Annotated in this window: 20 protein-coding genes and 1 tRNA gene; 11 read left to right on the top strand and 10 right to left on the bottom strand. The window is 53.4% G+C overall.

All coding sequences use genetic code 11. From position 1 onward, the window contains the following. Nucleotides 1-263 precede the first annotated feature (263 nt). Entirely contained in the window at nucleotides 264-992 is a 729-nt protein-coding gene (locus tag ACQ4M4_RS27215) for a glutamine amidotransferase-related protein (RefSeq protein WP_430687629.1), read from the bottom strand. Nucleotides 993-1,087: 95 nt separating this feature from the next. On the opposite strand from ACQ4M4_RS27215, the gene ACQ4M4_RS27210 reads away from it, so the two are divergent. The 3 genes from ACQ4M4_RS27210 (at nucleotide 1,088) to ACQ4M4_RS27200 (ending at nucleotide 2,725) form a co-directional block, all read left to right on the top strand. Continuing rightward, nucleotides 1,088-1,384 carry a hypothetical protein gene (locus ACQ4M4_RS27210; RefSeq protein ID WP_430687628.1) on the top strand — a complete coding sequence of 99 codons (297 nt, stop codon included), beginning with the start codon at nucleotides 1,088-1,090 and terminating at the stop codon, nucleotides 1,382-1,384. Nucleotides 1,385-1,628: 244 nt separating this feature from the next. Continuing rightward, entirely contained in the window at nucleotides 1,629-2,006 is a 378-nt protein-coding gene (locus tag ACQ4M4_RS27205; RefSeq protein WP_430687627.1) for a hypothetical protein, read from the top strand. Between the two features lie 371 nt (nucleotides 2,007-2,377). Next, on the top strand, nucleotides 2,378-2,725 hold the full coding sequence (locus ACQ4M4_RS27200; protein WP_430687626.1) for a hypothetical protein: 348 nt from the start codon (nucleotides 2,378-2,380) through the stop codon (nucleotides 2,723-2,725). Between the two features lie 53 nt (nucleotides 2,726-2,778). Here the strand turns inward: ACQ4M4_RS27200 and ACQ4M4_RS27195 are convergent, their stop codons facing one another. Continuing rightward, nucleotides 2,779-2,919 (bottom strand): hypothetical protein, encoded by a 141-nt coding sequence (locus tag ACQ4M4_RS27195; RefSeq protein ID WP_430687625.1) that lies wholly within the window; start codon nucleotides 2,917-2,919, stop codon nucleotides 2,779-2,781. Between the two features lie 27 nt (nucleotides 2,920-2,946). On the opposite strand from ACQ4M4_RS27195, the gene ACQ4M4_RS27190 reads away from it, so the two are divergent. Beyond that, on the top strand, nucleotides 2,947-3,897 hold the full coding sequence (locus ACQ4M4_RS27190) for an NAD-dependent epimerase/dehydratase family protein (protein WP_430687624.1): 951 nt from the start codon (nucleotides 2,947-2,949) through the stop codon (nucleotides 3,895-3,897). A 94-nt stretch (nucleotides 3,898-3,991) separates the two neighbouring features. Here the strand turns inward: ACQ4M4_RS27190 and ACQ4M4_RS27185 are convergent, their stop codons facing one another. After that, nucleotides 3,992-4,777, bottom strand: a complete 786-nt coding sequence (locus tag ACQ4M4_RS27185; RefSeq protein WP_430687623.1) for a sucrose-phosphate phosphatase — start codon at nucleotides 4,775-4,777, stop codon at nucleotides 3,992-3,994. A 258-nt stretch (nucleotides 4,778-5,035) separates the two neighbouring features. Here ACQ4M4_RS27185 and ACQ4M4_RS27180 point away from each other — a divergent pair, with 258 nt between their 5' ends. Further along, a complete protein-coding gene (locus ACQ4M4_RS27180; RefSeq protein WP_430687622.1) occupies nucleotides 5,036-7,462 on the top strand; it encodes a sucrose synthase in 2,427 nt (808 codons plus the stop codon). Nucleotides 7,463-7,803: 341 nt separating this feature from the next. Here the strand turns inward: ACQ4M4_RS27180 and uvrB are convergent, their stop codons facing one another. Both uvrB and ACQ4M4_RS27170 read right to left on the bottom strand, forming a co-directional pair. Next, the gene (gene uvrB / locus ACQ4M4_RS27175; RefSeq protein WP_430687621.1) at nucleotides 7,804-9,873 is read right to left on the bottom strand and encodes an excinuclease ABC subunit UvrB; all 2,070 of its coding nucleotides are present in this window, start codon (nucleotides 9,871-9,873) and stop codon (nucleotides 7,804-7,806) included. A 157-nt stretch (nucleotides 9,874-10,030) separates the two neighbouring features. Then, nucleotides 10,031-11,059 carry a GDSL-type esterase/lipase family protein gene (locus ACQ4M4_RS27170; RefSeq protein WP_430687620.1) on the bottom strand — a complete coding sequence of 343 codons (1,029 nt, stop codon included), beginning with the start codon at nucleotides 11,057-11,059 and terminating at the stop codon, nucleotides 10,031-10,033. Nucleotides 11,060-11,447: 388 nt separating this feature from the next. Here ACQ4M4_RS27170 and ACQ4M4_RS27165 point away from each other — a divergent pair, with 388 nt between their 5' ends. After that, nucleotides 11,448-12,551 (top strand): spore photoproduct lyase family protein, encoded by a 1,104-nt coding sequence (locus ACQ4M4_RS27165; protein WP_430687619.1) that lies wholly within the window; start codon nucleotides 11,448-11,450, stop codon nucleotides 12,549-12,551. A gap of 45 nt (nucleotides 12,552-12,596) precedes the next feature. Here the strand turns inward: ACQ4M4_RS27165 and ACQ4M4_RS27160 are convergent, their stop codons facing one another. The 5 genes from ACQ4M4_RS27160 to ACQ4M4_RS27140 all read right to left on the bottom strand — a co-directional run bounded on the left by ACQ4M4_RS27160 (nucleotide 12,597) and on the right by ACQ4M4_RS27140 (nucleotide 15,375). Continuing rightward, entirely contained in the window at nucleotides 12,597-13,070 is a 474-nt protein-coding gene (locus ACQ4M4_RS27160) for an HNH endonuclease (RefSeq protein ID WP_430687618.1), read from the bottom strand. Next, complete coding sequence (locus ACQ4M4_RS27155) at nucleotides 13,067-13,459, bottom strand: hypothetical protein (RefSeq protein ID WP_430687617.1); 393 nt, start codon at nucleotides 13,457-13,459, stop codon at nucleotides 13,067-13,069. Before ACQ4M4_RS27155 ends, ACQ4M4_RS27160 begins: the two co-directional genes overlap by 4 nt. A 53-nt stretch (nucleotides 13,460-13,512) precedes the next feature. Beyond that, nucleotides 13,513-13,959, bottom strand: a complete 447-nt coding sequence (locus tag ACQ4M4_RS27150; RefSeq protein WP_430687616.1) for a hypothetical protein — start codon at nucleotides 13,957-13,959, stop codon at nucleotides 13,513-13,515. A 353-nt stretch (nucleotides 13,960-14,312) separates the two neighbouring features. Further along, nucleotides 14,313-14,384: transfer RNA gene (locus ACQ4M4_RS27145), tRNA-Gln, on the bottom strand. Between the two features lie 133 nt (nucleotides 14,385-14,517). Further along, entirely contained in the window at nucleotides 14,518-15,375 is an 858-nt protein-coding gene (locus ACQ4M4_RS27140; protein ID WP_430687615.1) for a tetratricopeptide repeat protein, read from the bottom strand. A 340-nt stretch (nucleotides 15,376-15,715) separates the two neighbouring features. On the opposite strand from ACQ4M4_RS27140, the gene ACQ4M4_RS27135 reads away from it, so the two are divergent. The 5 genes from ACQ4M4_RS27135 to ACQ4M4_RS27115 all read left to right on the top strand — a co-directional run bounded on the left by ACQ4M4_RS27135 (nucleotide 15,716) and on the right by ACQ4M4_RS27115 (nucleotide 23,494). Continuing rightward, the gene (locus ACQ4M4_RS27135) at nucleotides 15,716-19,540 is read left to right on the top strand and encodes a choice-of-anchor D domain-containing protein (protein WP_430687614.1); all 3,825 of its coding nucleotides are present in this window, start codon (nucleotides 15,716-15,718) and stop codon (nucleotides 19,538-19,540) included. Between the two features lie 279 nt (nucleotides 19,541-19,819). Further along, the gene (gene gap, locus ACQ4M4_RS27130) at nucleotides 19,820-20,845 is read left to right on the top strand and encodes a type I glyceraldehyde-3-phosphate dehydrogenase (RefSeq protein ID WP_430687613.1); all 1,026 of its coding nucleotides are present in this window, start codon (nucleotides 19,820-19,822) and stop codon (nucleotides 20,843-20,845) included. Nucleotides 20,846-21,080: 235 nt separating this feature from the next. Continuing rightward, a complete protein-coding gene (mnmH, locus tag ACQ4M4_RS27125) occupies nucleotides 21,081-22,130 on the top strand; it encodes a tRNA 2-selenouridine(34) synthase MnmH (RefSeq protein WP_430687612.1) in 1,050 nt (349 codons plus the stop codon). Next, entirely contained in the window at nucleotides 22,127-22,477 is a 351-nt protein-coding gene (locus ACQ4M4_RS27120) for a hypothetical protein (protein WP_430687611.1), read from the top strand. Before mnmH ends, ACQ4M4_RS27120 begins: the two co-directional genes overlap by 4 nt. Nucleotides 22,478-22,528: 51 nt before the next feature. Then, complete coding sequence (locus tag ACQ4M4_RS27115) at nucleotides 22,529-23,494, top strand: RsmB/NOP family class I SAM-dependent RNA methyltransferase (RefSeq protein WP_430687610.1); 966 nt, start codon at nucleotides 22,529-22,531, stop codon at nucleotides 23,492-23,494. Nucleotides 23,495-23,600: the final 106 nt, after the last annotated feature.

Here is a 23,600-nt window from a genome sequence, read left to right as displayed (position 1 = left end):
TCGTCATGATTTCGCTGAGGCATAGACTTCGTTGCCGCTGTCGTTGCTGCGTTCCGCTTGCTAGCAGCGTCTGTTGCCATGAGGGTTCGAAGCGTTGGCAAAAGTCGTCGATGTCACAAAACACTTCGTCTAAACTAGTCATAGGAGGGGCTCTGCTGATGTTTCTCTTAAAGCTCAGCTTATCCAGTCCCTCCCTTTCTTATCCATAACTCAGGTTTTTCCACATCAACCCTCCACCCGTTTAGAACAGCGACAAACCAGCATTAAGCTGTACGGGCGGGCGTATTGACCCAATGCTGCAAAAAGCTGTTAAGCCAGGATTCTACCTGAACACCGTGAATGGCATGTTTGGCAAGCTGAGTGGCTAGAGGCTGGGCTTCGGGGCGCTCTAGATACTCGGCAGCACGGTTAGCCCACTCACTAATCATGGTTTCGGTAATTTCGGGATGGAACTGTAGACCGTAGGCAGCGCGGCCATAGCAAAACGCCTGATTCGCAAAGGTGGTTCCTTGAGCCAGCAAGGTTGCTCCCTTTGGCAGGTTAAAGCCTTCGCGATGCCACTGGTACACTTGCTCTAACTTATTAAAGGCTTTAGCAGCTTGGGGGTTGGGTTGAATGGGGGTGTAGCCAATCTCCATCATGCCTTCTGGGTGAGGCTCTACTGTAGCACCCAGTACCCGAGCCAACAGTTGGGCACCCAGGCAAATTCCCAAGAATGGCTTTTGGGAGGCGATCGCCTTTTCTACCCATGCCAGCTCAGTCCGAATAAACGGTAGTTCACAATCATCATTGGCACTCATGGGGCCACCAAAAACGATCGTTGCGGCGTGCTGCTCTAAAGTTGGAGGCAACTCATGACCAATAGCCGGACAGCGAATATCTAGTCTGTAGCCTTGGTTTTGGAGCAGTTGCCCCACAAGGCCAGGAGTAGAAGTTTCTTGATGAACAATAACCAGAATTTGGGATGCGGGAGAAACTGATGGGCAGGGCATAGAGGCAGGAATCAACAGCAATATGGCAATGAACCGTTTCTAATAATCTTAGTTTTGCCGCTTCAGGGACGGAATGTAGCAGGATTGCGAGGATTATGCATTCGTTTTCTTCTAGTGTGCTTCAGGATTCCCAAGTTGACAGTGGCGATCGCTACGCAAACTGTTTTGCCGCCCATCCCTACGTACCTGCTCTACAACCACATCTACTTCAGGACTTACGCATTGGTGTTGTGTGTGGGGTGCGAAGCACCCCACACACAACACCAACACACTATATTTGGTGGGCTTGCGTAAGTCCTGTACTTCTTAAAGCAGGGTGGGAAATTTATATCCATTGGCAAAAATCAACGGTTTCCACCGATGCGCCCAGCGATCGAAATGAGGCTAGATAGAGTATCGCAATTTGCGAGTCCTCTAGTTTTAGAGGGTGTTTATCAAAGTAGTCAGTGCTATTCCACTGCCCCGGCGTTCCCCATCCAAGTTGGCAATAGCTTGAAAGTCCCCCACACTAACCCTGTGGGTAAGCCTCCACAAGCTGGGAAATACCAAGGGACAACCTTAGCATTTCGATACTGCTCAAACATCTTCTTAGATAGATGGCGTGTACGGATTAGGTTGCTGTGCTACCTCTAACTCATGAGAGATTCAAAAATAACTGGCTATCTCCTAATTCATGAATGCTTGAGCAACGCGGCTCTATCGTGCCGAAAGCACGACCAGCACATGGCCGATGTTTATTTGGCGATCGCTCGGCGGCGATTGCTAGAGCTTGCCCAAGACCTCAGGGCCGATATTGACACCCATCATCGATGGGCCAGCGATCGCGCCAACTCTCAAACCTGCACAGGCTTGTCGTTTCGGTTAAGGCGTGGTCATTTGCTCAGCCTGTCGATTCTGCTGCAAGCATCGGTTGAGCTGTCGGGAGTTGACTCGCTGCGGCGTACCATTATGCTGCGTGAGCCCACCCAGCAATCGCGGCCACCCGCACTTCCCGTTGGAGCAAAATCTCGGTAAAAATACTGAGATCTTCCCATTTCCTAGCAAACAAACAAATTGGGCAACTGCCCTTCATATTCCCTTCCTAATCCGGACGGTCTAGTTGGCAGATCGTCCGGATTTGTATTTCAGCCCTTGGCGATAGCCCAGCTAACTGCTGAGAAACTAGGCCAAAGTGTGTGCTAGACAACATCAAAAAAGATATCTAACGGTAGATTTTTTATCATCAATTTGCTATCACCGTATCCATAAAAACTTGAAAAACTTGTTTAACCGAACCCTCGACGTTCCAGGTTAACTGGAATTTTCCCCTTCTAAGCCGTGGATGCGAAGTTCCTCTTGCTATCGTCGCAGCATGTTTGTTGTTTTGATTTTATGAAGCTCCATTGATGATGAATTACACATTTGAACTCATTGGAATCGCTCCAATTCTTCACCTGTTTAACCATCAGTTTCGATTAGCGCAGCAGCCCATCGAAGGTGCAGAATACTTGGCATCTGAGCGATGTACGCTAGATGCTTTTTTGGCATCGGCTGAAATGACGCTGCCGCGTCGAGGCTGGAATTTAGACCGTGTTGTGGATAGCGTCGTTCACTTTTGGATTCATAACGCTGAACAGGTGCGGCACTGGCAGCACCGTCTTGAAGATGCGGGCCACGAAAATCTACTGGTTGCCCGTGTTGCCGATATTGAGTCGATGAGGGTAGAGCTAGAATCGTTACTCACAGATTCGTAAATCCTATTTAGAAAAATCAATTCTTTCACGCTTCTGCCAGTTGCAATGCTGTCCTATTGCATCTTTTCCGAAAGTAAACGGGCGGTGTAATATTGTTCTTTGCTTTGGCGGGTGGGTTGCATTTTTATGCCCAATCCGCAAATGGCATGTGCGATCGCATGATCATGGGCGATCGCAATCAATCTTGATAGCATCCTGGTTTTGGGTGGGAGAGTGGTGTAATGGGTACCAGCATTGTGACGGGCGCGGCGGGCTTCATCGGCTCCCATTTGGTCGAGGCTTTGCTGCACCGGGGCGATCGCGTCATTGGTATCGACCACTTCAATGACTATTACAATCCAGCACTTAAGCATAAAAACATTGACACGGCAGAACGCCATCCCAACTTTCACTTGATTGAGGCCGATATAGAAAGCCTCAACTGGGCCATGCTGCTAGAAGATGCAGATGTCGTATTTCACCAGGCCGCGCAGGCCGGCGTACGAGCCAGTTGGGGCAGCGGCTTTCGGCTATATACCGAGCGCAACATTAATGCGACGCAGGTAATGCTAGAAGCAGCCAAAACCGCGCCTAACTTAAAACGAATTGTGATTGCCTCGTCATCGTCTGTGTATGGCAATGCCGAAACCTTGCCCACGGTTGAAACCCTTTGTCCTCAGCCGGTGTCACCCTATGGCATTACCAAGCTCGCCGCAGAACATCTGTGTCGGGTTTACTATCAAAATTTTGGCGTGCCTACGGCTATTCTTCGCTACTTTACGGTGTATGGCCCACGCCAACGGTCAGATATGGCATTTCATCTCTTCTTTAAGGCAGTATTGGACGATCGCCCCATTCGAATTTATGGCGACGGCAGCCAAACCCGTGACTATACATTCGTGAGTGATGCGATCGCCGCAAACCTGGCTGCCGCCGAAGTGCCTGAGGCCGCAGGCGAAGTGTTTAACATTGGTGGCGGAAGCCGAGTCGCCTTGACGGAAGTGATTGACACCATGGAAGCGATCGTTGGTCGTCCGATTCGGCGCGAGTACGTGGAAAAAGCCGTGGGGGATGCCCGCCACACCGGAGCCGATGTGACCAAAGCGACCAACATTTTGGGATATCAACCGCAAGTTTCCCTAACGGAAGGGCTAACCCGCGAGTGGGAATGGATTCAGGCGCTCTACTGCTAACCACTGATAACCCAAATCCACAGGTCTATCTCAAATCGCTAGTCTGCTGACGGTTGTGTTTCATAGTTGTGGATATGTGTGGTGAAGGCGGCTTCTAGAACATTACCCCTGCTGACTTTGAGGCGATCGCCCCGACTGGCAAAAAACCAAAGTGGCTCAGTCCTTCCAAAATGCCAGCCGCGCAGTGGCCCTTGGCCAAATAGCGGTGTGATGCCGGGTTTTGGTGATGCCATTCCAACAATTCAGACATGGCATTGCCCACAATGATGCCGTGCTCTGCCCGGTTATCAAACAGAGCGCGATCGTTGCCTGAGTCGCCACAGGCAACGGTGCGCTGAGGCTCAAACCCAAAGGTCTCTCGCACAAACGTCATGGCCAAGCCCTTGTCGGCTTGAATGGGCAGCAAGTCCAGGTCTTTGCCACCGCTATAAATGACTTTGACTGCTAAACCCTCATCTGCCAAGGTTTGCTTGAGCCTGGGCAGCACACTTGCAGCAAACTCGGATAGAAAAAAGCTGACCTTGAACGGGCCTTGTTCTGCATCGGGCTGCGGCGTTAAGTCATCAAATTGGGATGCGATCGCCCAAACTTGCTCACGGTTCCAATCCTGGCTCAAAATTTCGGCCCAGGCTGTATCAGGCTGCGCGTGGCCGCGACGATAGATCGCCGTACCCACCCCAGTGACTAAGGCATCGGGCTCAATGAGTTGTTTCTCGGCCTGGAGTTGCTGATAGGAGATGAGCGATCGCCCGGTGGAATACACAATGGTTGTTCCATGCTGCTGCCGATGTTGAATCAACTGTTCAGACAAATGGGCCATGGCTGCGTCATCGCCCACAAATGTGTTATCCAAATCGGTGATGAATAAAAATTTCGCCACAATAAAACAAACCAACGTGTCACACTACTTTTACCAAAAATCGATGCAACGATCGATTTCCTAGAGATAGAGAAATCCTGAACTTTCGGCAGATCTCAAGAGTAACGGGTTTAGAAAAAGATAGTTAAAGTGCTGGCAGCTCTATCAAGCTAGGGTTTTGGAATGTTATGAAAAGCACATTCTTTGCTTTTCCCGCTGAAGCCAAAACCGCTTGGTTTGCCTGCTGGTCAATGCTGATGAATTACGGAAAAAGGAATAATGTCTGAATTATTACATGCAGTATTGGAAAGTGAAGAGCGATCGGAACTGCGACAATTTCTCCATCAGCTGAGGCAACAACAAGACAAAGGATATTGGTTACGCAACGAAATTTTGATTGCTTTTGACGAGTATTCCAATGTGCATGAACGCAAGCAATCAGGGCCAACAACCCTGCTCAACAAGCTAATTGCTTGCACCCAAGAAATGATTTTTGAAAACGAGAGCGTATATTTTGTGCTGCGGTTTGGCATCGCTTCGGAAGAAGCCTACCGCATGAGCGAAGAACTCTCGATCGATCCGGTGCCGGTGAGGGAACTGCTGCAATTGCGCGATCGCACCGTCAATCGCTCCCATCCCAACGAAGGAGATCTGCTCGAAATTGACTTCCAACCCTTCTACGACTACTCCCCCCTGGTACGAGATCCCAAGAATATTGGCCGGGGTGTACAGTTCCTGAACCGCTACCTCTCCAGCAAATTATTTCAATACGCTCAACAGTGGCAAAAAACGCTCTTCCAATTCCTCAGCCTGCACCGTCACGATGGCGTTCAGCTCCTAATCAACGAACGCATCCAAAGCCCCCAGCAGCTTTCCGTTCAAGTCAAGCGGGCTCTGCAATACGTGAGCAATCGTTCTGCAGAAGAAGCCTTTACCGATCTACGGTTTGAGCTGCAATCCATGGGCTTTGAGCCCGGTTGGGGAAACACCGCCGGACGAGTATGGGAAACTCTGGGGCTACTTGATGAACTGCTCGACTCACCCGATCCGCAAACACTAGAAGCCTTCCTGTCGCGCCTGCCCATGATCTTCCGCATCGTGCTGGTGTCGGTTCATGGCTGGTTTGGGCAAGAGGGAGTTTTAGGTCGGCCCGATACGGGTGGCCAAGTTGTCTATGTGCTAGACCAAGCCCGAAATTTGGAAAAGCAGTTGCAGGAAGATTTGCGCCTTGCCGGGCTGGAAGGCAGCGGCATTGAGCCTAAGGTCACCATCCTGAGTCGCCTCATTCCGAACAGTGACGGTACCCGCTGTAACGAAGAAATGGAAAAGGTTTACGGCACAGACAATGTCTGGATTCTGCGGGTGCCTTTCCGAGAATTTAATCCTGATAAAACCCAAAACTGGATCTCCCGCTTCGAGATTTGGGGTTATTTAGAAACCTATGCGATCGATGCCGAGAAAGCACTACTTGCACAAATGCAAGGTCGCCCAGACTTAATTCTTGGCAACTATACAGATGGTAACTTGGTGGCATTTTTGCTGGCACGTCGCCTCAAGGTCACCCATGGCATCATTGCCCACGCATTGGAAAAATCAAAGTACCTGTTTAGTAATCTCTACTGGCAAGACCTAGAGGATCAATATCACTTCTCGCTGCAATTCACCGCAGATCTGATTGCCATGAATGCAGCCGATTTTGTTATCAGCAGTACCTATCAGGAAATTGTGGGTACCCCTGACAGCCCTGGTCAGTACGAATCCTATCGCCATTTCACCATGCCAGAGCTGTATCACGTCATTCATGGGATCGAGCTGTTTAGCCCCAAGTTCAATGTGGTGCCGCCCGGAGTGAATGAGTCCTACTTCTTCCCCTATACCAATACGCAGGATCGCCTGTTGGATGATATTGAGCGCTTAACGGATGTGGTGTTCACCAAGGATGATCCGGAGCATGTGTTTGGCCGGCTCGACGATCCCACCAAGCGACCAATCTTTTCCATGGCGCGGCTCGATCGCATTAAAAACTTAACGGGCTTGGCCGAATGTTTTGGTAAAAGTCCCGAATTGCAGGAACGGTGTAACTTAATTTTGGTGGCTGGAAAGTTACGAATTGAGGAAACGACCGATCACGAAGAAGCGACGGAAATTGAGAAGCTGTATCGCACCATTGATGAATACAACCTCCACGGTAAGGTGCGCTGGTTGGGCATGCGGTTGAGCAAGGGCGATTCGGCTGAGGTATATCGCATTATTGCCGATCGCGAAGGGGTATTTGTGCAGCCTGCGTTGTTTGAGGCATTTGGTCTCACGGTGTTGGAATCGATGATTACAGGGTTGCCAACGTTTGCCACCCGATTTGGCGGTCCGCTAGAAATTATTCAGGATCGGGTCAGCGGTTTTTATGTCAACCCAACGCAGCCCGAAGAGATGGCAGAGATTATTCTGGAGTTTGTCTCTAAGTGTGATCAAAATCCTGATTACTGGAATCAGGTGTCTCAGCGGGCGATCGCGCGGGTGTACAGCACTTACACCTGGAAGATTCACACCACGCGGTTGCTGTCATTGGCACGCATTTACGGTTTCTGGAACTACACCACCAAGGAAAACAACGAACGCGAAGACATGCTGCGCTACATTGAAACGCTGTTCCATCTCTTGTTTAAGCCCAGGGCCAAGAACCTGTTGCAGAAACACATGGGTGGATGATGGACGGGACATGGCGATCGCATTCGGAAACAGAAAGCTGTTGTTTGAAACGTTGCGCTCTGTGCCGCGTTTCAAACAACGGTTCGTCCGAATGGGATTCCGTTAGGACTGACACACGTCATTCGAAAAACCAGAGGGTTAAATAATGGTTGGAGCGCTGAGCGCTCCAACCATTATTCAATTGCGGAAGTCCTGTCCGTTCAAATCAAATGTTCGCGTCAGTTCTAGAGCAGCCTTCAGAAACGCCCTGAACCGAAACTGGTGTAACGCTCGTGCGTGAAGTGGTGGAGTTGGGTGTAAAGTTTTGACCAGAACGATTGCGCCCAACCTCCACTGCAATCCTAACGGCGACCAATGAGGCGATCGCGCAAGTGTTTAATGCGATCGCGCAGCTTTGCCGCTTCCTCAAATTCCAGACGCTTGGCTGCGTCCTTCATTTCAGCTTCCAGCTTGCCAATGAGGCTGGGAATGTCATCCAGCGGCAATTCGTCCGACTGTTCAACCAGCACCTCTAATTCCTGGGCACTGACACGACGCGACACTTCCAGAAATTGCAGAATCGAGTTGCTCTGCTTTTTCACAATTGGCTTAGGCACAATGCCGTGGGCTTCGTTGTACTCCTGCTGAATAATGCGACGACGCAGCGTCTCGTTGATGGCCCGCTCCATACTCTTGGTCAACGTGTCGGCATACAGAATCGCCTGCCCGTTGATGTGGCGTGCCGCCCGTCCCATCGTCTGAATCAGCGATCGCTCCGCCCGCAGATAGCCTTCCTTATCTGCATCCAAAATTGCCACAAGAGACACTTCCGGCAAGTCCAAGCCTTCCCGCAGCAGGTTCACCCCCACCAGCACATCAAAGTCGCCCTGGCGCAAATCTTGCAGAATCTCAATCCGCTCAATGGAGTTGATCTCCGAGTGCAGGTAGCGCACCCGCACCCCCCGCTCCTGAAAATACTCCGTTAGATCTTCTGCCATGCGCTTGGTCAGCGTGGTCACTAGCGTGCGCTCATTGCGCTTCACCCGCTCCAAAATCTCACCCAGCAGGTCATCAATCTGCCCCTCTGTCGGTCGCACAAACACCTCAGGATCAAGCACGCCTGTCGGACGAATGACCTGTTCCACCACGTTTCCAGTGCCCTGCACATAGCGACGATAATCCGTTGAGGCATCGCCTTCAATCATTTGCAGGGTTTCAAATTCGCCACCGCACTGTTCCAGCTCCCATTCACCAGGCGTTGCAGAAACAAATACGCACTGGCTCACCTTCTCCCAAAACTCTTCCGACTTGAGCGGACGGTTATCGGCAGCGCTGGGCAAGCGAAAGCCATGTTCGATCAGCACCATTTTGCGGGAGCGATCGCCATTGTACATCCCGCGAATTTGGGGAATGGTGACGTGGGATTCATCAATCACCAGCAGCCAATCTTTGGGGAAGTAATCGAGCAAGCATTCGGGCGGCGATCCGGCAATGCGTCCGGCCAGGTGGCGGGCATAGTTTTCCACGCCGTTACAGTAGCCCACCTCGCGAATCATTTCCAGGTCGTAGCGGGTGCGCTGCTCCAACCGTTGGGCTTCCAGCAACTTGCCTTCTTTCTCCAGCTCTTCCAAGCGATCGCGCAACTCCTCTTCAATCGCCTGACAGGCCACCTGCACCCGTTCTTCGGGCGTGACAAAGTGCTTGGCAGGATAGATATTCACCCCATCCATGCTCTGCAAGGTTTCGCCCGTGATTGGGTCAATGTAGCGAATCGCATCAATTTCGTCGCCAAAAAACTCAACCCGGATGATGCGGTCTTCGTAGGCAGGGCCAATTTCCAAAACGTCGCCTTTGACCCGGAAGCGGCCACGACCCACATCCAAATCATTGCGCTCGTACTGAATCGCCGCGAGGTCGCGCAGCATAGCCCGTTGATTTACCTCTTCACCCACACGCAGGGGAACCGAGGCTTTCAGATATTCCGATGGAATTCCCAAACCGTAGATGCAGCTAATGGAGGCCACCACGATCACATCTTTGCGCTCAAACAGCGATCGCGTGGCCGAGTGCCGCAACATATCGATCTCATCGTTGATGGAGGCCGTTTTGGCGATGTAGGTATCGGTAACGGGAATGTAAGCTTCGGGCTGGTAATAGTCGTAATAGCTGATGAAGTACTCGACGGCATTGTCGGGGAAAAATTCCCGCAGCTCGTTGCAGAGCTGCGCAGCGAGGGTTTTGTTATGAGCCAGCACCAACGTGGGTTTGCCCACGTTTTGAATGACGCGGGCCATGGTGTGGGTTTTTCCGGTTCCAGTTGCCCCAAGCAATGTCTGAAAGCGGTTACCCTGTTGAATTGAGTCAGAAAGCTGAGCGATCGCCTTGGGTTGGTCACCCGTGGGTTCAAACGGGGCCTGGATCTGAAACTCCATAGGGTTGCTGCGTAAACGGCTAGTTGAGGAAAAGCGTCACTGTTTCATGATGACGGATTTCTCCAAATCTTGGGGTAGTGGCGATCGCAAAAACGTTGGGAGGGGGAGTGGGGAATGGGGAATGGGGAGTAGGGAATAGGGAAGCGGGAGTTGGATGTTATACAAAGCTGCGCAGTGCCCAGTGCCATACGGCATAGCCGCTGGGATTGAGATGGAGACCATCGGTGGTGAGGTCGGGGCGGAGGTTGTCGGTTTCGTCTGCGAAGAGGGTTTGTAGATCCATAAAGTTGGCCCCTTCCTGGTGGGCGATCGCCGCCAAGTGATTGTTCAACTGCCGAATGCGATCGCCAGGAATAGCAGGCAAACGCGTGGGCAGGATGGAATACAGCACCACTCGCGCTTGGGGATGCTGTTGCCGCAGCTGTCGGGCAATCTGCTGCAAGTTGCCCAAAATCGTGGCATCAGATTCGCCCCGTCGCAGATCGTTGATGCCCACCATCACATGAATCGTATCGGGGCGGGTTTGAGCAAACGCGTTGAGACGACGGAGCACACCTCCGGTGGTGTCGCCAGAAATGCCCTGATTCAGCCAAAAGCGATCGCCCGACAAGCGCTCAGGCGGATACCACTGACTAATGGAATCGCCAATTAGCACCGATAACCGATTGGCTCCCTGTCCACCAGCCATCGATCGCGCTTCTTGCCGCAGCAAACTCATCCATTGCTCGTAGGTGGGGTGCTCTGTCGCATTAACCCACTGTTCGTAATAACTATTTGTAGCCAGACGGGTATAGGTTCTGCCCTCACGCAAGGCCGTCACCCGTTGTCGATAAAGTTGGCTGCCAGATGCAGGGCGAGGGGTGGGTAGCGGTAGAACATCTCGATAGGCCAGTTCAGGTAGCAGATAGCTACTGTCGCCACGCAGAGCGATCGTCTGCATCTCTTGATTGACGGGAGGCCGTGGGGTGGCTTGAGTGATAGGGCGTCGATATCGAGGTCGAACGCTGGGCAGGCTAACCTCAGGCCGACTCACCGTTAGCTGTGCGTTTGTAATGGTTGTTGCATCCAGCAATATGTCGGGGCGGATTGCTGCATCCACAGCAGGCGGGGAAAGGGGCTCGGGATGAGCCGTGTCGCGCAGGCCGTTCACCAACATGCTAGCGGCCAGCAGTACCAACTCGCTCATGAATCACTCCATCGTCATGCCAATAGTTCTAGAACTGATGTTTCTCGGACTGATACACCGAGTGCAGAGTCCTTAAAGCGCTGGGCTAGCGGTTGCGGGCTAAGCTCACAGAAAGGCCCAACTGCGCCAGTCCTAGTTTCTTTATGACAGTGAAAATTGACCGTATCAGGAGCGTTTCACAAAAAGCTGAGGCGTAGGCTGGGGGATTTTGGATTTTGGGTTGAATTCCCAATCGCCAATCTAAAATCCCCAATCCAAAATCCCCAATCCAAAATCCAAAATCGCCTTTTTCCATGGCGAAACCCGTACCAAAAGCGGGATGAAACCCGCTCCAAATCTAGATTTTGCTCCGAAGAGGCAACGTCACAATAAAAGATAGCCGTTGTCCATGGAGACTTCCGTTTTGGCTTCATCCCATGCGATCGCCCCATCCACTCCTCAGTCCAAAGCGCCCAGTGCGCGGCTGTGGATGCCTGAACGGGTTGTATTTACCCCATCTGCGTTGAAAGAAGCGTGGGGACAGCAGATTCTCTCCCGTGTGCAAGCATTGGGTTTACCTGTAGAAGAATTGGCGCGCGATCGCCTCACCGGACTGCGCGGCGAAACCGAGCGCGAAACCTACGACATTTCCAAGCGCACATTAGCTGTCGTTAACGCACCACCCAGCCAGCTCAAGCTCAGCCCCATTCCGCCTTCTGCCGACTGGCAGTTTCACCTAGCGGAAGGGTGTCCTGCCCACTGCCAATACTGCTACCTGGCAGGCAGTTTGCAGGGGCCACCCGTCATTCGCGCCTACGCCAACCTACCGCAAATTTTGGATAACCTGGCGCGCTACAAGAAGCCCGAACAGCCCACCAGCTTTGAGGTGAGCTGCTACACCGACCCGCTGGGCATTGAGCATTTGACAGGCAGCTTGGCCGAGTGCATTCGCTACTTTGGCACCCGCGAGAATGAATATCTGCGCTGGGTTTCCAAGTTTGATGCAGTGGATGGGCTGCTGGACTTGCCGCACCATGGCCGCACCCGTTGCCGTGCCAGCGTCAACGCGTCACCCGTTTCTCGCCAGTTTGAAGGGGGCACAGCATCGGTTGTCGCTCGGCTACAGGCGTTGCGCAAGCTGGCCTTGCCCAAAGAGCAGGGTGGCGGCGGTTATCCGGTTGGGCTGGTGATTGCGCCCATCATGCCAATGGAAGATTGGGAGCAGCACTATACCCAACTCCTCGACGACATTCAGGCTGCACTCGATTTTGACTGCGACCTTACCTTTGAGCTGATCTCCCATCGGTTCACACCCGTATCCAAAGAAGTGCTGCAAACCTGGTATCCCCACAGCAAGTTGGATATGGACGAGGCCAGCCGCACCACCAAGCGCAACAAGTTTGGCGGCATCAAGTACGTTTATCCCACCGATGTGATGAAAGACCTACGCCAGTTCTTTGAGCGATCGCTTGCCCAACGTTTCCCCAACGCCCACATTCTGTATTGGACATAGGGTGTTGTCGGGGTGTTGCTCGCAACGCCTCGACCGTCCACCCCACTAGTCACGCAGCGACTCCAGCAGTTTGCTAGGCCGCCTTGCTCGAACATCGGGATAGCGATCGGGATAACGATTGAGAGTGTAGCGTTCGTATTCGTACCAGTGCATTTCCCCTTTTTCGTAATTGCAGGGTCTGCAAATCACCCACAAGTTGCGAAAGTCCAACGAAAGCCAGGGATACTGCGCACGTGGCAGCTTGTGATCAATGGTTCGACCATTCTCGCGAGAAAAGCGATCGCCACAAATCGGGCAGTGCCAATCGGAATTTTCTTTCACCCAATCTTTACTCTCCTGGGTGGTGCCGCATTCGCTATCGCCATTCACATAGCGCCAGTAATCAAACTTGCGGTAATCGTCAAAATCTTGACGGGTCAAGCGATTGTAGCGTTTGTTGCCAACCTTATCCGCTAGTTCAAACAACGCCTTGAGCCGCTGATTATCATCCGAGGGCACGTCCGAGGGCAGGTTGGTCATCGCTTCCGCTTGTTTCTTTTACCAGTAGAGTGTGAGCGTGCGATCGCCGTTCGGCCAAAGTCAATGACCTCCACATCCGTATCAGGAAACTGGCGATCGATCTCCTCATCAATGTCATTAGCCACGGTTGCTAACTGTTGGTTGTGGGCTTCTATCTCTTCGGTGGTGAGATACTTGTTGCCAATGCGATCGGCTTCCAAAAACAGCTCACCCAGCGACAACTCGCCCAAGTGCTGCTTGTCCAACAGCTCATCAATCTTTTCGTAGAGCGCAATGATTGCCGTCCAGCCCAGATTCCGAAAGCCATTCTCCTTAAGCCACGTCTGGTCTTCTTTGCTCAGCCGCTGCCGTCGGGTTGAGTTTGCGCGTTGCACCTCGCGGTAACTCATGCCGTTAAAGTTTTTTGGCTTTGTGTTTTTAACGGCCATTGGCTTCGGTCTCTCTACCCTTGAGTGCTCTTAAACCATTTCATCAACGCGCGCCGGATCTCACTATCTTCGTAGTTCAGCAACCGCTTCACATCGAGCGAAATTTGCAGACGAATTGCATCAATCAGGTTCTTGAGCGCTTTGTTATCTTTCTTCAGCTGATCGTTGGCCTCGCTCAGTTCGTCCTTTTCGGTCGCCAAAACCTGCACTTTGGAACTCAGCTCGGTTGTTTCCTGGGTTTTCACCTCAATTTCTTTGGTCTTTTTGGTGACCATCCCCTTTTGGGCGGCTTGCAACCGTTGCCGCTTGTACAGCTCCGAACCTGCAAACAAAGACGCTGCCCGTAAAATGGCCAGCTCGTCGGGGTCATCGTCAAAGTTAATCTGCTCTAGCGCTCGGGCAGCATCGGCCTTCGTCCAGTTGTCGTGCTCCAGCAGTTTGATGGCCTCAGATCGTCTCATTGGGTTGTTTTACAGGTTTGAGGATGCCGAACAGAATAATTTCTGCTCAATGGTAACTAGCCCAGAAAACCGAGTCAATCGCTCAGCGAGCGATTTGATGTTTTCTACAACAGGAATTACGCAGTTGAATGATGTTTGGAGCGCTAAGCGCTCCAAACATCATTCAACTGCCTGGTTTTTCGGATGAAGGGCGTAAGTCTTACTACAAACTAGATGGCAAAAAAAGCATCGGCTCCACAAAGCCGTGCTGGCCATCGCCAAACCCAAGGTTCCCCAAAACAAGCCCAAAAACAAAACTACTCCTCAAGCTTTTCACTTGAGGAGCAGTCTCAAAACTCGTTAACTTGAATTAACTGGGGCGCTAGGATTCGAACCTAGGAATGGCGGGACCAAAACCCGCTGCCTTACCACTTGGCGACGCCCCAACGCGTGCAGCTCAATCATATTAACAGAATATTCCGGGGAAGTGTCAAGCGGCGTGTTCGATTTTTTTAAAGGAAGTTGGAAATTTGCGATCGCCCACGGCCCCAATCTTGGTCTTGCCAAGGCTTTCGCAGCTTATGGAGTGCTGGAATTTTGCTGTTGAATCGCGGCCTCTAGGCTGGCTTGGGCGGTTTCATCGTTGGGATTCAGCTCAATCGCCCGACGATAGACCTCGATCGCCTCATCCAATTCATTAACGGCTACCAGGGCATCGCCCAAGTTGCGATAGGTCAGTGGATAGTCTGGATCGGCCTGAATCGATTGGCGGTAGGCCGCGATCGCCTCATCATATTGGCGCAAGTCGTAATAGGATGCGCCCAAGTTGTTGTAGGTCACCGCGATGTTGGAGGTGCCCAGCTCAACTGCCCGCTGATGCGCCTCGATCGCCTCTTCTAACTGCCGCTGAGTTGCCAGAGCCACGCCCAGGTTGTCGTAGGCGTTGCCGTAGTCGGGGTTAAGGCGAATGGCTTCTCGGTAGGCCGCGATCGCCGACTGCACCTGACCATCGCGGCGCAGAGCAATTCCCAAATTGTTGTAGGCGTGGGAATAGGAAGGGTCAATGCGAACCGCCTCTCGCAGAGCCGCGATCGCATCGGAATACATGCGCAACATGGCGAGCGTATTGCCCAAATTGTTGTACGTAACGGAATCTTGAGGGTTCAGCTCAACGGCCCGTTGATAGTACAAAATGGCTTGCAGCGGTCGGTTGGTGCGATCGAGCACATAACCCAACCAGGCATGGGCAAAGGCATTGTCGGGTTCTTGCTGAATGAGCGATCGCCAAATGGCCTCCGATTCTGCATAATCCCCTTCGGTAAAGGCCGTTTCTCCAGCTTCTACGAGGTCAGGGGTTGTTTGCGCGACAACTGCCGACGCCCCTCCCGCCACCAGCATCAACGACAGAGCAAGCTGAACAACAATAGAACGACGCATCACAATCCAACAATCCCGACAATGGAACAACCAGGAAATAGAACAACCGAGAACCGTGCGATTTTAAGCTTTGACCGCTTAAAAATCGCATCAAGTCGGCATTTGAGCGCTCAGGGCAAAAATGCCACCAGTATGTTCTAGCAGATCTCTATAAAACAGGCTGTTGTCTCTATCAACATCCGTATCTTTTATGGGTGAATCCGCAAAAAGTGGGCGATCGCAAAAAGAAGTCAAGAAAAACAGTTGATTTCCGAATTCCAGTTTTATCCTTAGGGATCAATACAACAGGAATGAGTACACGGGGCCAAGGCCCAAGCTGGAGTTGGTGCAACGCGGAATTATGGTGCAATCATCGAACAGTTCAGCAAATGAAGAAACTACGCTACAGCGGGCACGGCAGGGAGATCCGGCAGCGATCGCCACGTTGATTAACCGCGCACTCAATCCCAAAGGCATGTCGGCCCAGGTGTGGGCCGCAGACGATGGCCTGCACCTGGTTGTGGATGCCCCCAATGCGCCACCCCAGCGTGAAATGGTGACGTTTTTGCAACAGGGCGTCACCCAGCTGGGCACCAATGCGTTTCAAACCGTCAACGTGTATGGTCGCCAAATGGGTCAACCCCAACCCACCTGGCAGCAGGCCATTGCCGTATCTCCCCAAACAGCCCACTCCTCTGGCGCAGCCAATACCGCACCGCCCCTCACCCACATAGAGCTGGGCAATGGCAGCACAACCGGGCAAAGCATCGCCATTGCCGACAAGCTGGTTCAGCTTTCGGCCCATGGAGCGGTAGTCACCCACACGGCCCAGCATAAGCCGCCCCTATTACGCAGCCGTCCAGCGCCCACCGCCGAGCAAACCTGCCGTCCCTTTTCCAGCTTGATCAATCGCAGAACCGAGCAGGAAATGGCAATCTCTGCATTGCAAGGAGCACAACCGGTGGAATTTCACAGCGACACCGGCATGGGAAAAACAGCGCTGCTGCAAAACCTGCTTTACAACCCACAAGTGGAAGCGATCGCCCCCGACGGGTTGGCCTATCACGCCGTGTATGAAAGCCCCATTGAGGATGTGCTGTTCTCCCTCTTCAACCTGTTTTTTGAATACGAGAGCACGGTTCCCCACAAGCCCACCCACGACCAAGTGCTCCAAGCCTTTCGCGGCAAGCGATCGCTGCTGGTGCTGGATGATGTACGTCTGCATCCTCCCCACATTGAGCAGATGGTGAACAGTCTGCCAAGCCAAAACTTGATTGTGGCCAGCAGCGAACGGCAGCTCTGGGGCGAGAGCCACTCTGCTCCGCTGGAAGGGCTGGCCCTGCCCGATGCCGCCGCGCTAGTCGAGCAGCGGTTGGACTGGGCTTTGTCCGATGAGGAGCGATCGCAGACAGAGCAGTTGTGCACCCTCATGCTAGGCCATCCGCTGCGGCTCACTCAAATGGTGGCCCTGGTACAACAGCAGCAAATTTCTCTGGGCACCCTGGTGCAGCAACTCCAGTCCAACGCCGTTCCCGAAGTGTTGACCCTGCGCGCCTGCTCCAAACTGCCCGAAGCCGAGCGGCGAGCGCTGGCCGCATTTGGAGTGCTGGGGGATGTTCCGGTGCGATCGCAGCACTTGGCCGGACTCATCGGCTCTAGCAACACGCAACCCGTACTCGACACCCTCTTAAACCGAGGACTCATTACCTGCAACGGCGACTCTCGCTTCACCATCGCTGGAAACTTGGTGCGCCCGCTCCAGCAGTTTTGGAACCTGAGCCAGTGGGTACAGCCAGTCATTTTGCACTTTACCAACTGGGCCAAGCAACAGGCGCAAATGACGGGCAATGTTGCCGCTGATTCGGATCTGATGCTGCGGATTATGGATGTTGCCGCTCAGCACAATCGCTGGTCGGATGTGCTCAACCTGGCTTCGGTACTGGATCCGAGCCTAACGCTGAGCGGCTTCTGGGGCGCTTGGGAGCATATTTGGCAGCGATCGCTCCATGCAGCACAAGCGTTGAATGACCAGGCGGCGATCGCCTACTGTTTGCATCAATTGGGAACTCGTGCCCTGTGTTTAGACGACACGTTCACCGCCAACTCTTACCTCAGTCAGGCGTTGCAGCTCCGCCAAGCCACCGGCAATTCCGATGGGGCCGCCATTACCCAGCACAATCTCAACCTGTTGATTGATCCGGCATATCCCGCCCAACCCACGCCATCTCGTCCGCCTGCCCAGCCTGTGCGGCCAGCCCCTCCAGCCAACGAACCCCCACTAGAGCCACCGCCCGGCATTGAACCCGACATGGCTTCGCCGCCGTCGCGGGTTCCGGCAGCGGCACAGGTGGCGCTCATTTCAGCACTATTCCTGGGTCTGGGTGGGCTGCTGGCTTACCAGCTCACCCGCAATCCAGTCAACTTTGCTCTCACACCGGAGCAGGTGAATTTTGGCACTCAGGAACTCAACCGTGCCACCCAGCCTCAAACCATCACCGTTCAAAACAATGATGATGAGCCCCTGCGCCTAACTCAGGTGGCGATCGCCGGAACCCATCCAACCGATTTCCAAATTGCCAGCGAAACCTGTACGCCAGCCCTGGTGCAGCCTGCCCAAGCCTGCGCCGTACAGGTCACCTTCAATCCACAAGCCGCGGGCGATCGCACCGCAGAGTTGATCGTAGGAACCGCCAACGGCACCGCCCAACGCCGGGTAGTACTAGCGGGCAATTCCCCCACCACCCAAAATCCCACCAATCCTGACGATCCAGAACCTCCTGTGGTGTTGCTCAACTTTCAACCCGGCAACCTTGACTTTGGCGATCAGCCCGCCAACACCGAGTCTGCCAGCCGTCGCATTGTGTTGCGCAACGCTAGCCCCCAGGCGCTCACCATTCGCGACATTGTTCCCAGCGGCAACATGGCCGACGACTTCCGCAGCGCAAATGATTGCACAGGTGGCCCACTCGCTCCCGACCAAAGCTGCTCCATTTACGTCACGTTTTTACCGCGTGGAGCCGGGTCACGCACGGCCAACCTGTCGGTCATTGATACGGCCAATAATCTGTGGGATTTGCCGCTGCGAGGCAATGGCATCATCATCACGCCACAGGAGCCTGCACTCAGCTTGCGACCGGGTAGCATTGACTTTGGCAGCCAGCAAATCAACACCACCAGCCAACCACAAACAATTTTGGTGAGCAATTCGGGCAACCAGCCCCTACAAATCGATCGCCTGGATTTTGAAGGGAGTGGTGAGTTTAGCATTCGGCGCAATGCCTGTAGTCGCGAGGGCTCGCTAGCACCGGGGCGTAGCTGTGCCATTGATGTGGTGTTTACCCCCCGCAGCGAAGGCGGCAAAAATGCCAATCTCATCTTCCGCAGTAATGACCCCAAAGGCCCATCCAGTCTGTATCTCAACGGCTATGGAGCCTTGCCTCAGGTTCCTCGCATTACCGCCGATCCCACCGGGCTCAACTTCTCCACCGTGGAGCTAGAGGCAGCCAGCAGAGCGCAACCCCTCACCATTACCAATACGGGCAACAGCAGGCTGTCGATCGGCACCATCACCGCCGATACGAATGAAGACTTTGTCAGCGATCGCGCTGGGGCGATTGGTGCTAGCTGCTCTCGCATCACGTTAGAACCCGGTCAATCCTGCCGATTTGGGGTGGTATTTATTCCGCAGGTGGAGGGCGATCGCTACGGTCGCATCTTTATTCCCAGCAATGCCGCCGACGGCCAGCTCGCCATCCTCATGTACGGCGTTGGGGCGCGTCGTCAGTTCCCGTCCATCTCCATTTCACCATCCTCTCTCTTATTTGGTGAAATTCCCCAAGGCAGCATTAGCGCTCCCCAGCGGGTCACCATTACCAATAGCGGCGGCGCACCCCTCACCCTACAAACGCTTAGCATTCAAGGAGCACACCCATTCGACTTTACCGGCACCAACAACGACAGCTTTACCGGGCTCGCCTGCTCCAACCTCAGTCTGCAACCCGGCCAAAGCTGTAGCCTGGATGTCTATTTTGGGCCAACCCAACTGGGCGATCGCACCGCGCAGCTCATCGTTCCCAGCAACGACCCCAACGGCACCTTTGGCATCAACCTTGTGGGCCAGGGCATCGCCGAAATTGTCCCCCTTCCCGAACCAGTTCCCGACCGACCCCAACCCCGCACTAACTAAAATTTCTAGGAACTGCAACGCCAATTCCTCTGGACTGACGCCAGCCCTTTTCCTCATTTGGTGAGAAGGGGCAGCAAGACGGTTCAAGGCATCTTGATATTGCGCGGGAAGCACGTTGCACAAAGAAACTCCAGGCCACGGCCAAATTCTTGTTCGCTGAGGGCTCAAATTAAGTTAGGCTACTGAATCGGTCCTTATCCTTAAGGAAATCCTTCAATCTACAAGCATCGTGATCGATTCACTTTATGGTGAATCCAAACAGACCAAAGGAGTTTAACCATGCCCATTCGAGTGGCAATTAACGGCTTTGGGCGCATTGGCCGCCTTGTTTTTCGTTCCAGCATCAACAATCCCAATATTGAATACGTTGGGATTAATGACCTCGTTCCCCCCGACAACCTCGCTTATTTGCTGAAATACGACACCACCCACGGACGCTACAAGGGCACCGTCGAAGCGCGAGAAGACGGCATTGTGGTCGATGGTCACTTTGTGCCCTGTTGCGCCGTTCGCAACCCCGAAGAACTGCCCTGGGGCAAGCTCAACGTAGACTACGTGGTGGAATGCACCGGATTCTTTACAGACCATGCAGGCGCTTCTCGGCACCTTGCCGCTGGAGCCAAGCGCGTGGTCATTTCCGCCCCCACCAAAGATCCCGACAAGGTGCGGACTATGGTGGTTGGGGTCAACCATCAGGACTTTAACCCCGACACCGATACCGTGGTGTCTAACGCTAGCTGCACTACTAATTGCTTGGCCCCCATTGCCAAAGTTCTCCACGAAAACTTTGGCCTTACCGAAGGTCTAATGACGACGGTTCACTCGGCTACGGCCACCCAGCCCACCGTCGATGGCCCCAGCAAAAAAGACTGGCGCGGCGGGCGGGCCGCAACCCAAAACATCATTCCCGCCTCGACTGGAGCCGCCAAAGCTGTAACTTTGGTGCTGCCCGACCTGAAGGGCAAACTCACCGGAATGGCCTTTCGGGTGCCTACGCTCGATGTGTCTGCCGTAGACCTCACCTTCAAGACCGAAAAGGCCACTTCCTATGACGAAATTTGCGCTGCTATGAAGCAGGCCGCAGATGGCGAACTGGCAGGCATTTTGGGCTATACCGATGAAGAAGTGGTTTCGTCGGACTTCATTACCGATGCCCGATCTAGCATTTTTGATGCAGGTGCAGGCATTCAGCTCAATTCCAACTTCTTCAAAGTGGTGTCTTGGTACGACAACGAGTGGGGCTACTCCAACCGCGTCGTCGATTTGATGATTGCCATGGGTAAGAAGGAAGGCATTCTAAGCTAACGCTTTTCCCAAAATCCGCACGAAGCACTGCATCGGAGTCGTCTTGATTTGGTCGCTCCGGTGCTGCGTCGTTTTAAGCCGTATCTATGAGAGTGCGATCGCCAGCTTGATTTGGCCCGTTTTGAACTGGAGCTGGGGTTCAAGGAAATCGGGAGATCTGGACGTTCGATGTGTCAGCCTGTGGGAAAGCGGGTTTGTCAGGCAGAATGGAAAAGGTCTAAGTTTTGCAGGGTTCATGGCTGAGGCGTTGTCGGTAGCAGAATTTTTGGCAGAGCCGGGAGTGGTGCTGGATGTGCGCAGCCCTGGGGAATATGAACAGGGGCATATTCCCGGTGCAGTGAGCTTTCCGCTGTTTACCGACGAGGAGCGTGCCCAGGTGGGTATTTGCTACAAGCATGAAGGCCGAGATGCGGCGGTAGAGTTGGGATTTGCCCTGGTGGGGCCAAAACTTGCGGGATTTATCGCTCGAGCCAAAGCACTCGCGCCCGATCGCACCTTACGAATTCACTGCTGGCGAGGCGGCATGCGCAGCGGTTCTGTGGCGTGGGCCTTGCGCATGGCCGGATTCCACGTCACGACCCTGGAAGGTGGCTACAAAGCCTTTCGCCGCTGGGTGCTGGAGACCTTTGCGTGCCCGCGCCCGATTGTGATTGTGGGCGGCATGACGGGATGCGGCAAAACGGAGGTGCTGCACGCCTTGATTGCCAAAGGAGAACAGGTGCTAGACCTGGAGGCGATCGCCCATCATCGGGGCAGTAGCTTTGGCGCATTAGGGCAAACACCCCAACCCACCAACGAGCAATTTGAGAATGAAGCGGCAGTGCAGTGGGCCAGCTTTAGCACGAAACACCCCGTGTGGATTGAAGCCGAAAGTAAACGCATTGGCCTATGCCGCGTTCCCGAAGCCCTATTTCAGCAAATGGAGCGATCGCCTGTGCTAGAAATTGTGCGATCGCGGGAGGAACGGATCGCCTTGCTGCTCAACGATTACGGTGATTTTGCAGAAGCCGACCTGATTGCTGCGACAGAGCGCATTCGCAAACGCTTGGGCGGTTTACGCACCCAAGAAGCGATCGCCCACATCTCCAACAAAAACCTGGCTGCAGCCATGGATATCGTGTTGGATTACTACGACAAAACCTATACGTACGACCTCCAGCGCCGATCTGTACAGCAATTTCCCATCGACATGATTGGCCTTGCCCCTGCGGCCAGCGCCGAACGCCTCATGGCCGAAGCCAGCCATCTTCTGTCCCCGTCAGCCCGAGAGGTCAACCAGCTATGAACCTTGCGATCGCCGAGCACACCTTACACATTACCCTCACCGGATGGGAACGCCTGCTGGCGTTTCATGTGTCTAGCACCATCCAAGTAGCGCTGCAAAGCGTCACTCATGCCAGTACCACAACGCCAACCCCAACTTGGCGCGAAATTCGCGCTCCGGGAACCCTGCTGCCTGGGGTGATTCGTGCTGGGACCTACTATACCGAGCGAGGCCGCGAGTTTTGGTATGTCACCCATCTCCAATCATGTTTAACCCTTGATGTGGCTGATCAGTATTACAAACGCATTGTGCTCACGGTAGACGAGCCTGAACATTGGCGCGATCGCATTCGGTCTAGCATTCACTAATTCATGTCCGTGAGTTCATCTTCGCTACCATTTTCTTCGCTACCATTTACTGTGGAAAAATCGTCCAAGTTATTACACAAATTTGCTCACAAACTCTTCTCCGACTCATCCACCCAAGAGGCATTTCTCAATGCGCTAACCGTTCCTCACAGCTTTCCACCTTGTCTGCTCTGGTGCGAACCCAGACCCACAGACGTTCCGTTTGAGACGGTATCCCCCGTCAGTTGGCAACCCGATTTTGTCGATCGTTTAGATTTAGCAGAAAAGCCAGGTCGCCATCCATGGCACAACGAAGGGAAATATTATTGTCTGGACTTTTCCTCGGTATTTGCGGCTTCTGTTCTGCTCACAATTCCCACCACGGTAGAAACCGTAGTCGATCTGTGTGCCTCTCCTGGAGGCAAAAGTATTTTTAGCTGGGTTGCGCTCAAGCCCAACCAGCTGCTGTGCAACGAGGTGATTGGCAAACGCATGGGAGCGCTGATTTCTAACCTGCGCCGCTGTCATGTCGAGCGGGCGATCGCCCTCAGTTTGGATACCAAAATTCTGGCAGAAGAGATTCCGCAAACTGCCGACGTTGTACTGGTGGATGCCCCCTGTACGGGTCAATCGCTGCTCGCCAAAGGTGACAAAGCGCCTGGCTGCTTTCATCCCGTATTGATCAACAAAAATGCGAATCGGCAAAAGCGCATTCTCGCCAATGCAGCCCAAGTTGTGGCTCCCCAGGGCTACCTGGCCTACATGACCTGCGCCTACTCTCCCGAAGAAAACGAACAGGTTTGCGATTGGTTTTTGTCCCGATTTCCTCAGTTTCATCCTATTGTGGTGCCCCATCTCGCTGATTTTCAATCCCACCTCAGCGACAAGCCATGCTACCGCATGTTTCCACAGGAAAGGTTGGGGGCAGGTGCATTCACCATACTGCTGCAAAACCAGGAAAGTAGCCTAAGGCAATCATTTTCAGAGGATTTTCTACAGCGCCCGGGGTTAGTTCATATCACCACCAAACCAATCTGAGGTTTGGTTAACGTCAGTTCGGGTTAAGGGCTTTTTCAAAGGTCGCGCGACGCGCGACCTTTGAAAAAGCCCAGTTTTGCGTGCGGACCGCCCGCGCCAAACACGG

The sequence above is a fragment of the Leptolyngbya sp. AN02str genome, assembly GCF_050565595.1.
In the GTDB taxonomy this organism is placed as follows: domain Bacteria; phylum Cyanobacteriota; class Cyanobacteriia; order Elainellales; family Elainellaceae; genus Kaiparowitsia.
Note: the sequence above shows the minus strand (reverse complement) of the source record. Positions and strands in the feature narration are given on the sequence as shown.

Coding starts and splice junctions, on each gene's coding strand:
- ACQ4M4_RS27215 (WP_430687629.1), bottom strand. CDS start 992: ATGCCCTGCCCATCAGTTTCTCCCGCATCCCAAATTCTGGTTATTGTT.
- ACQ4M4_RS27210 (WP_430687628.1), top strand. CDS start 1,088: ATGCATTCGTTTTCTTCTAGTGTGCTTCAGGATTCCCAAGTTGACAGT.
- ACQ4M4_RS27205 (WP_430687627.1), top strand. CDS start 1,629: ATGAGAGATTCAAAAATAACTGGCTATCTCCTAATTCATGAATGCTTG.
- ACQ4M4_RS27200 (WP_430687626.1), top strand. CDS start 2,378: ATGATGAATTACACATTTGAACTCATTGGAATCGCTCCAATTCTTCAC.
- ACQ4M4_RS27195 (WP_430687625.1), bottom strand. CDS start 2,919: ATGCTATCAAGATTGATTGCGATCGCCCATGATCATGCGATCGCACAT.
- ACQ4M4_RS27190 (WP_430687624.1), top strand. CDS start 2,947: ATGGGTACCAGCATTGTGACGGGCGCGGCGGGCTTCATCGGCTCCCAT.
- ACQ4M4_RS27180 (WP_430687622.1), top strand. CDS start 5,036: ATGTCTGAATTATTACATGCAGTATTGGAAAGTGAAGAGCGATCGGAA.
- uvrB (WP_430687621.1), bottom strand. CDS start 9,873: ATGGAGTTTCAGATCCAGGCCCCGTTTGAACCCACGGGTGACCAACCC.
- ACQ4M4_RS27170 (WP_430687620.1), bottom strand. CDS start 11,059: ATGAGCGAGTTGGTACTGCTGGCCGCTAGCATGTTGGTGAACGGCCTG.
- ACQ4M4_RS27165 (WP_430687619.1), top strand. CDS start 11,448: ATGGAGACTTCCGTTTTGGCTTCATCCCATGCGATCGCCCCATCCACT.
- ACQ4M4_RS27160 (WP_430687618.1), bottom strand. CDS start 13,070: ATGACCAACCTGCCCTCGGACGTGCCCTCGGATGATAATCAGCGGCTC.
- ACQ4M4_RS27155 (WP_430687617.1), bottom strand. CDS start 13,459: ATGAGTTACCGCGAGGTGCAACGCGCAAACTCAACCCGACGGCAGCGG.
- ACQ4M4_RS27150 (WP_430687616.1), bottom strand. CDS start 13,959: ATGAGACGATCTGAGGCCATCAAACTGCTGGAGCACGACAACTGGACG.
- ACQ4M4_RS27140 (WP_430687615.1), bottom strand. CDS start 15,375: ATGCGTCGTTCTATTGTTGTTCAGCTTGCTCTGTCGTTGATGCTGGTG.
- ACQ4M4_RS27135 (WP_430687614.1), top strand. CDS start 15,716: ATGGTGCAATCATCGAACAGTTCAGCAAATGAAGAAACTACGCTACAG.
- gap (WP_430687613.1), top strand. CDS start 19,820: ATGCCCATTCGAGTGGCAATTAACGGCTTTGGGCGCATTGGCCGCCTT.
- mnmH (WP_430687612.1), top strand. CDS start 21,081: ATGGCTGAGGCGTTGTCGGTAGCAGAATTTTTGGCAGAGCCGGGAGTG.
- ACQ4M4_RS27120 (WP_430687611.1), top strand. CDS start 22,127: ATGAACCTTGCGATCGCCGAGCACACCTTACACATTACCCTCACCGGA.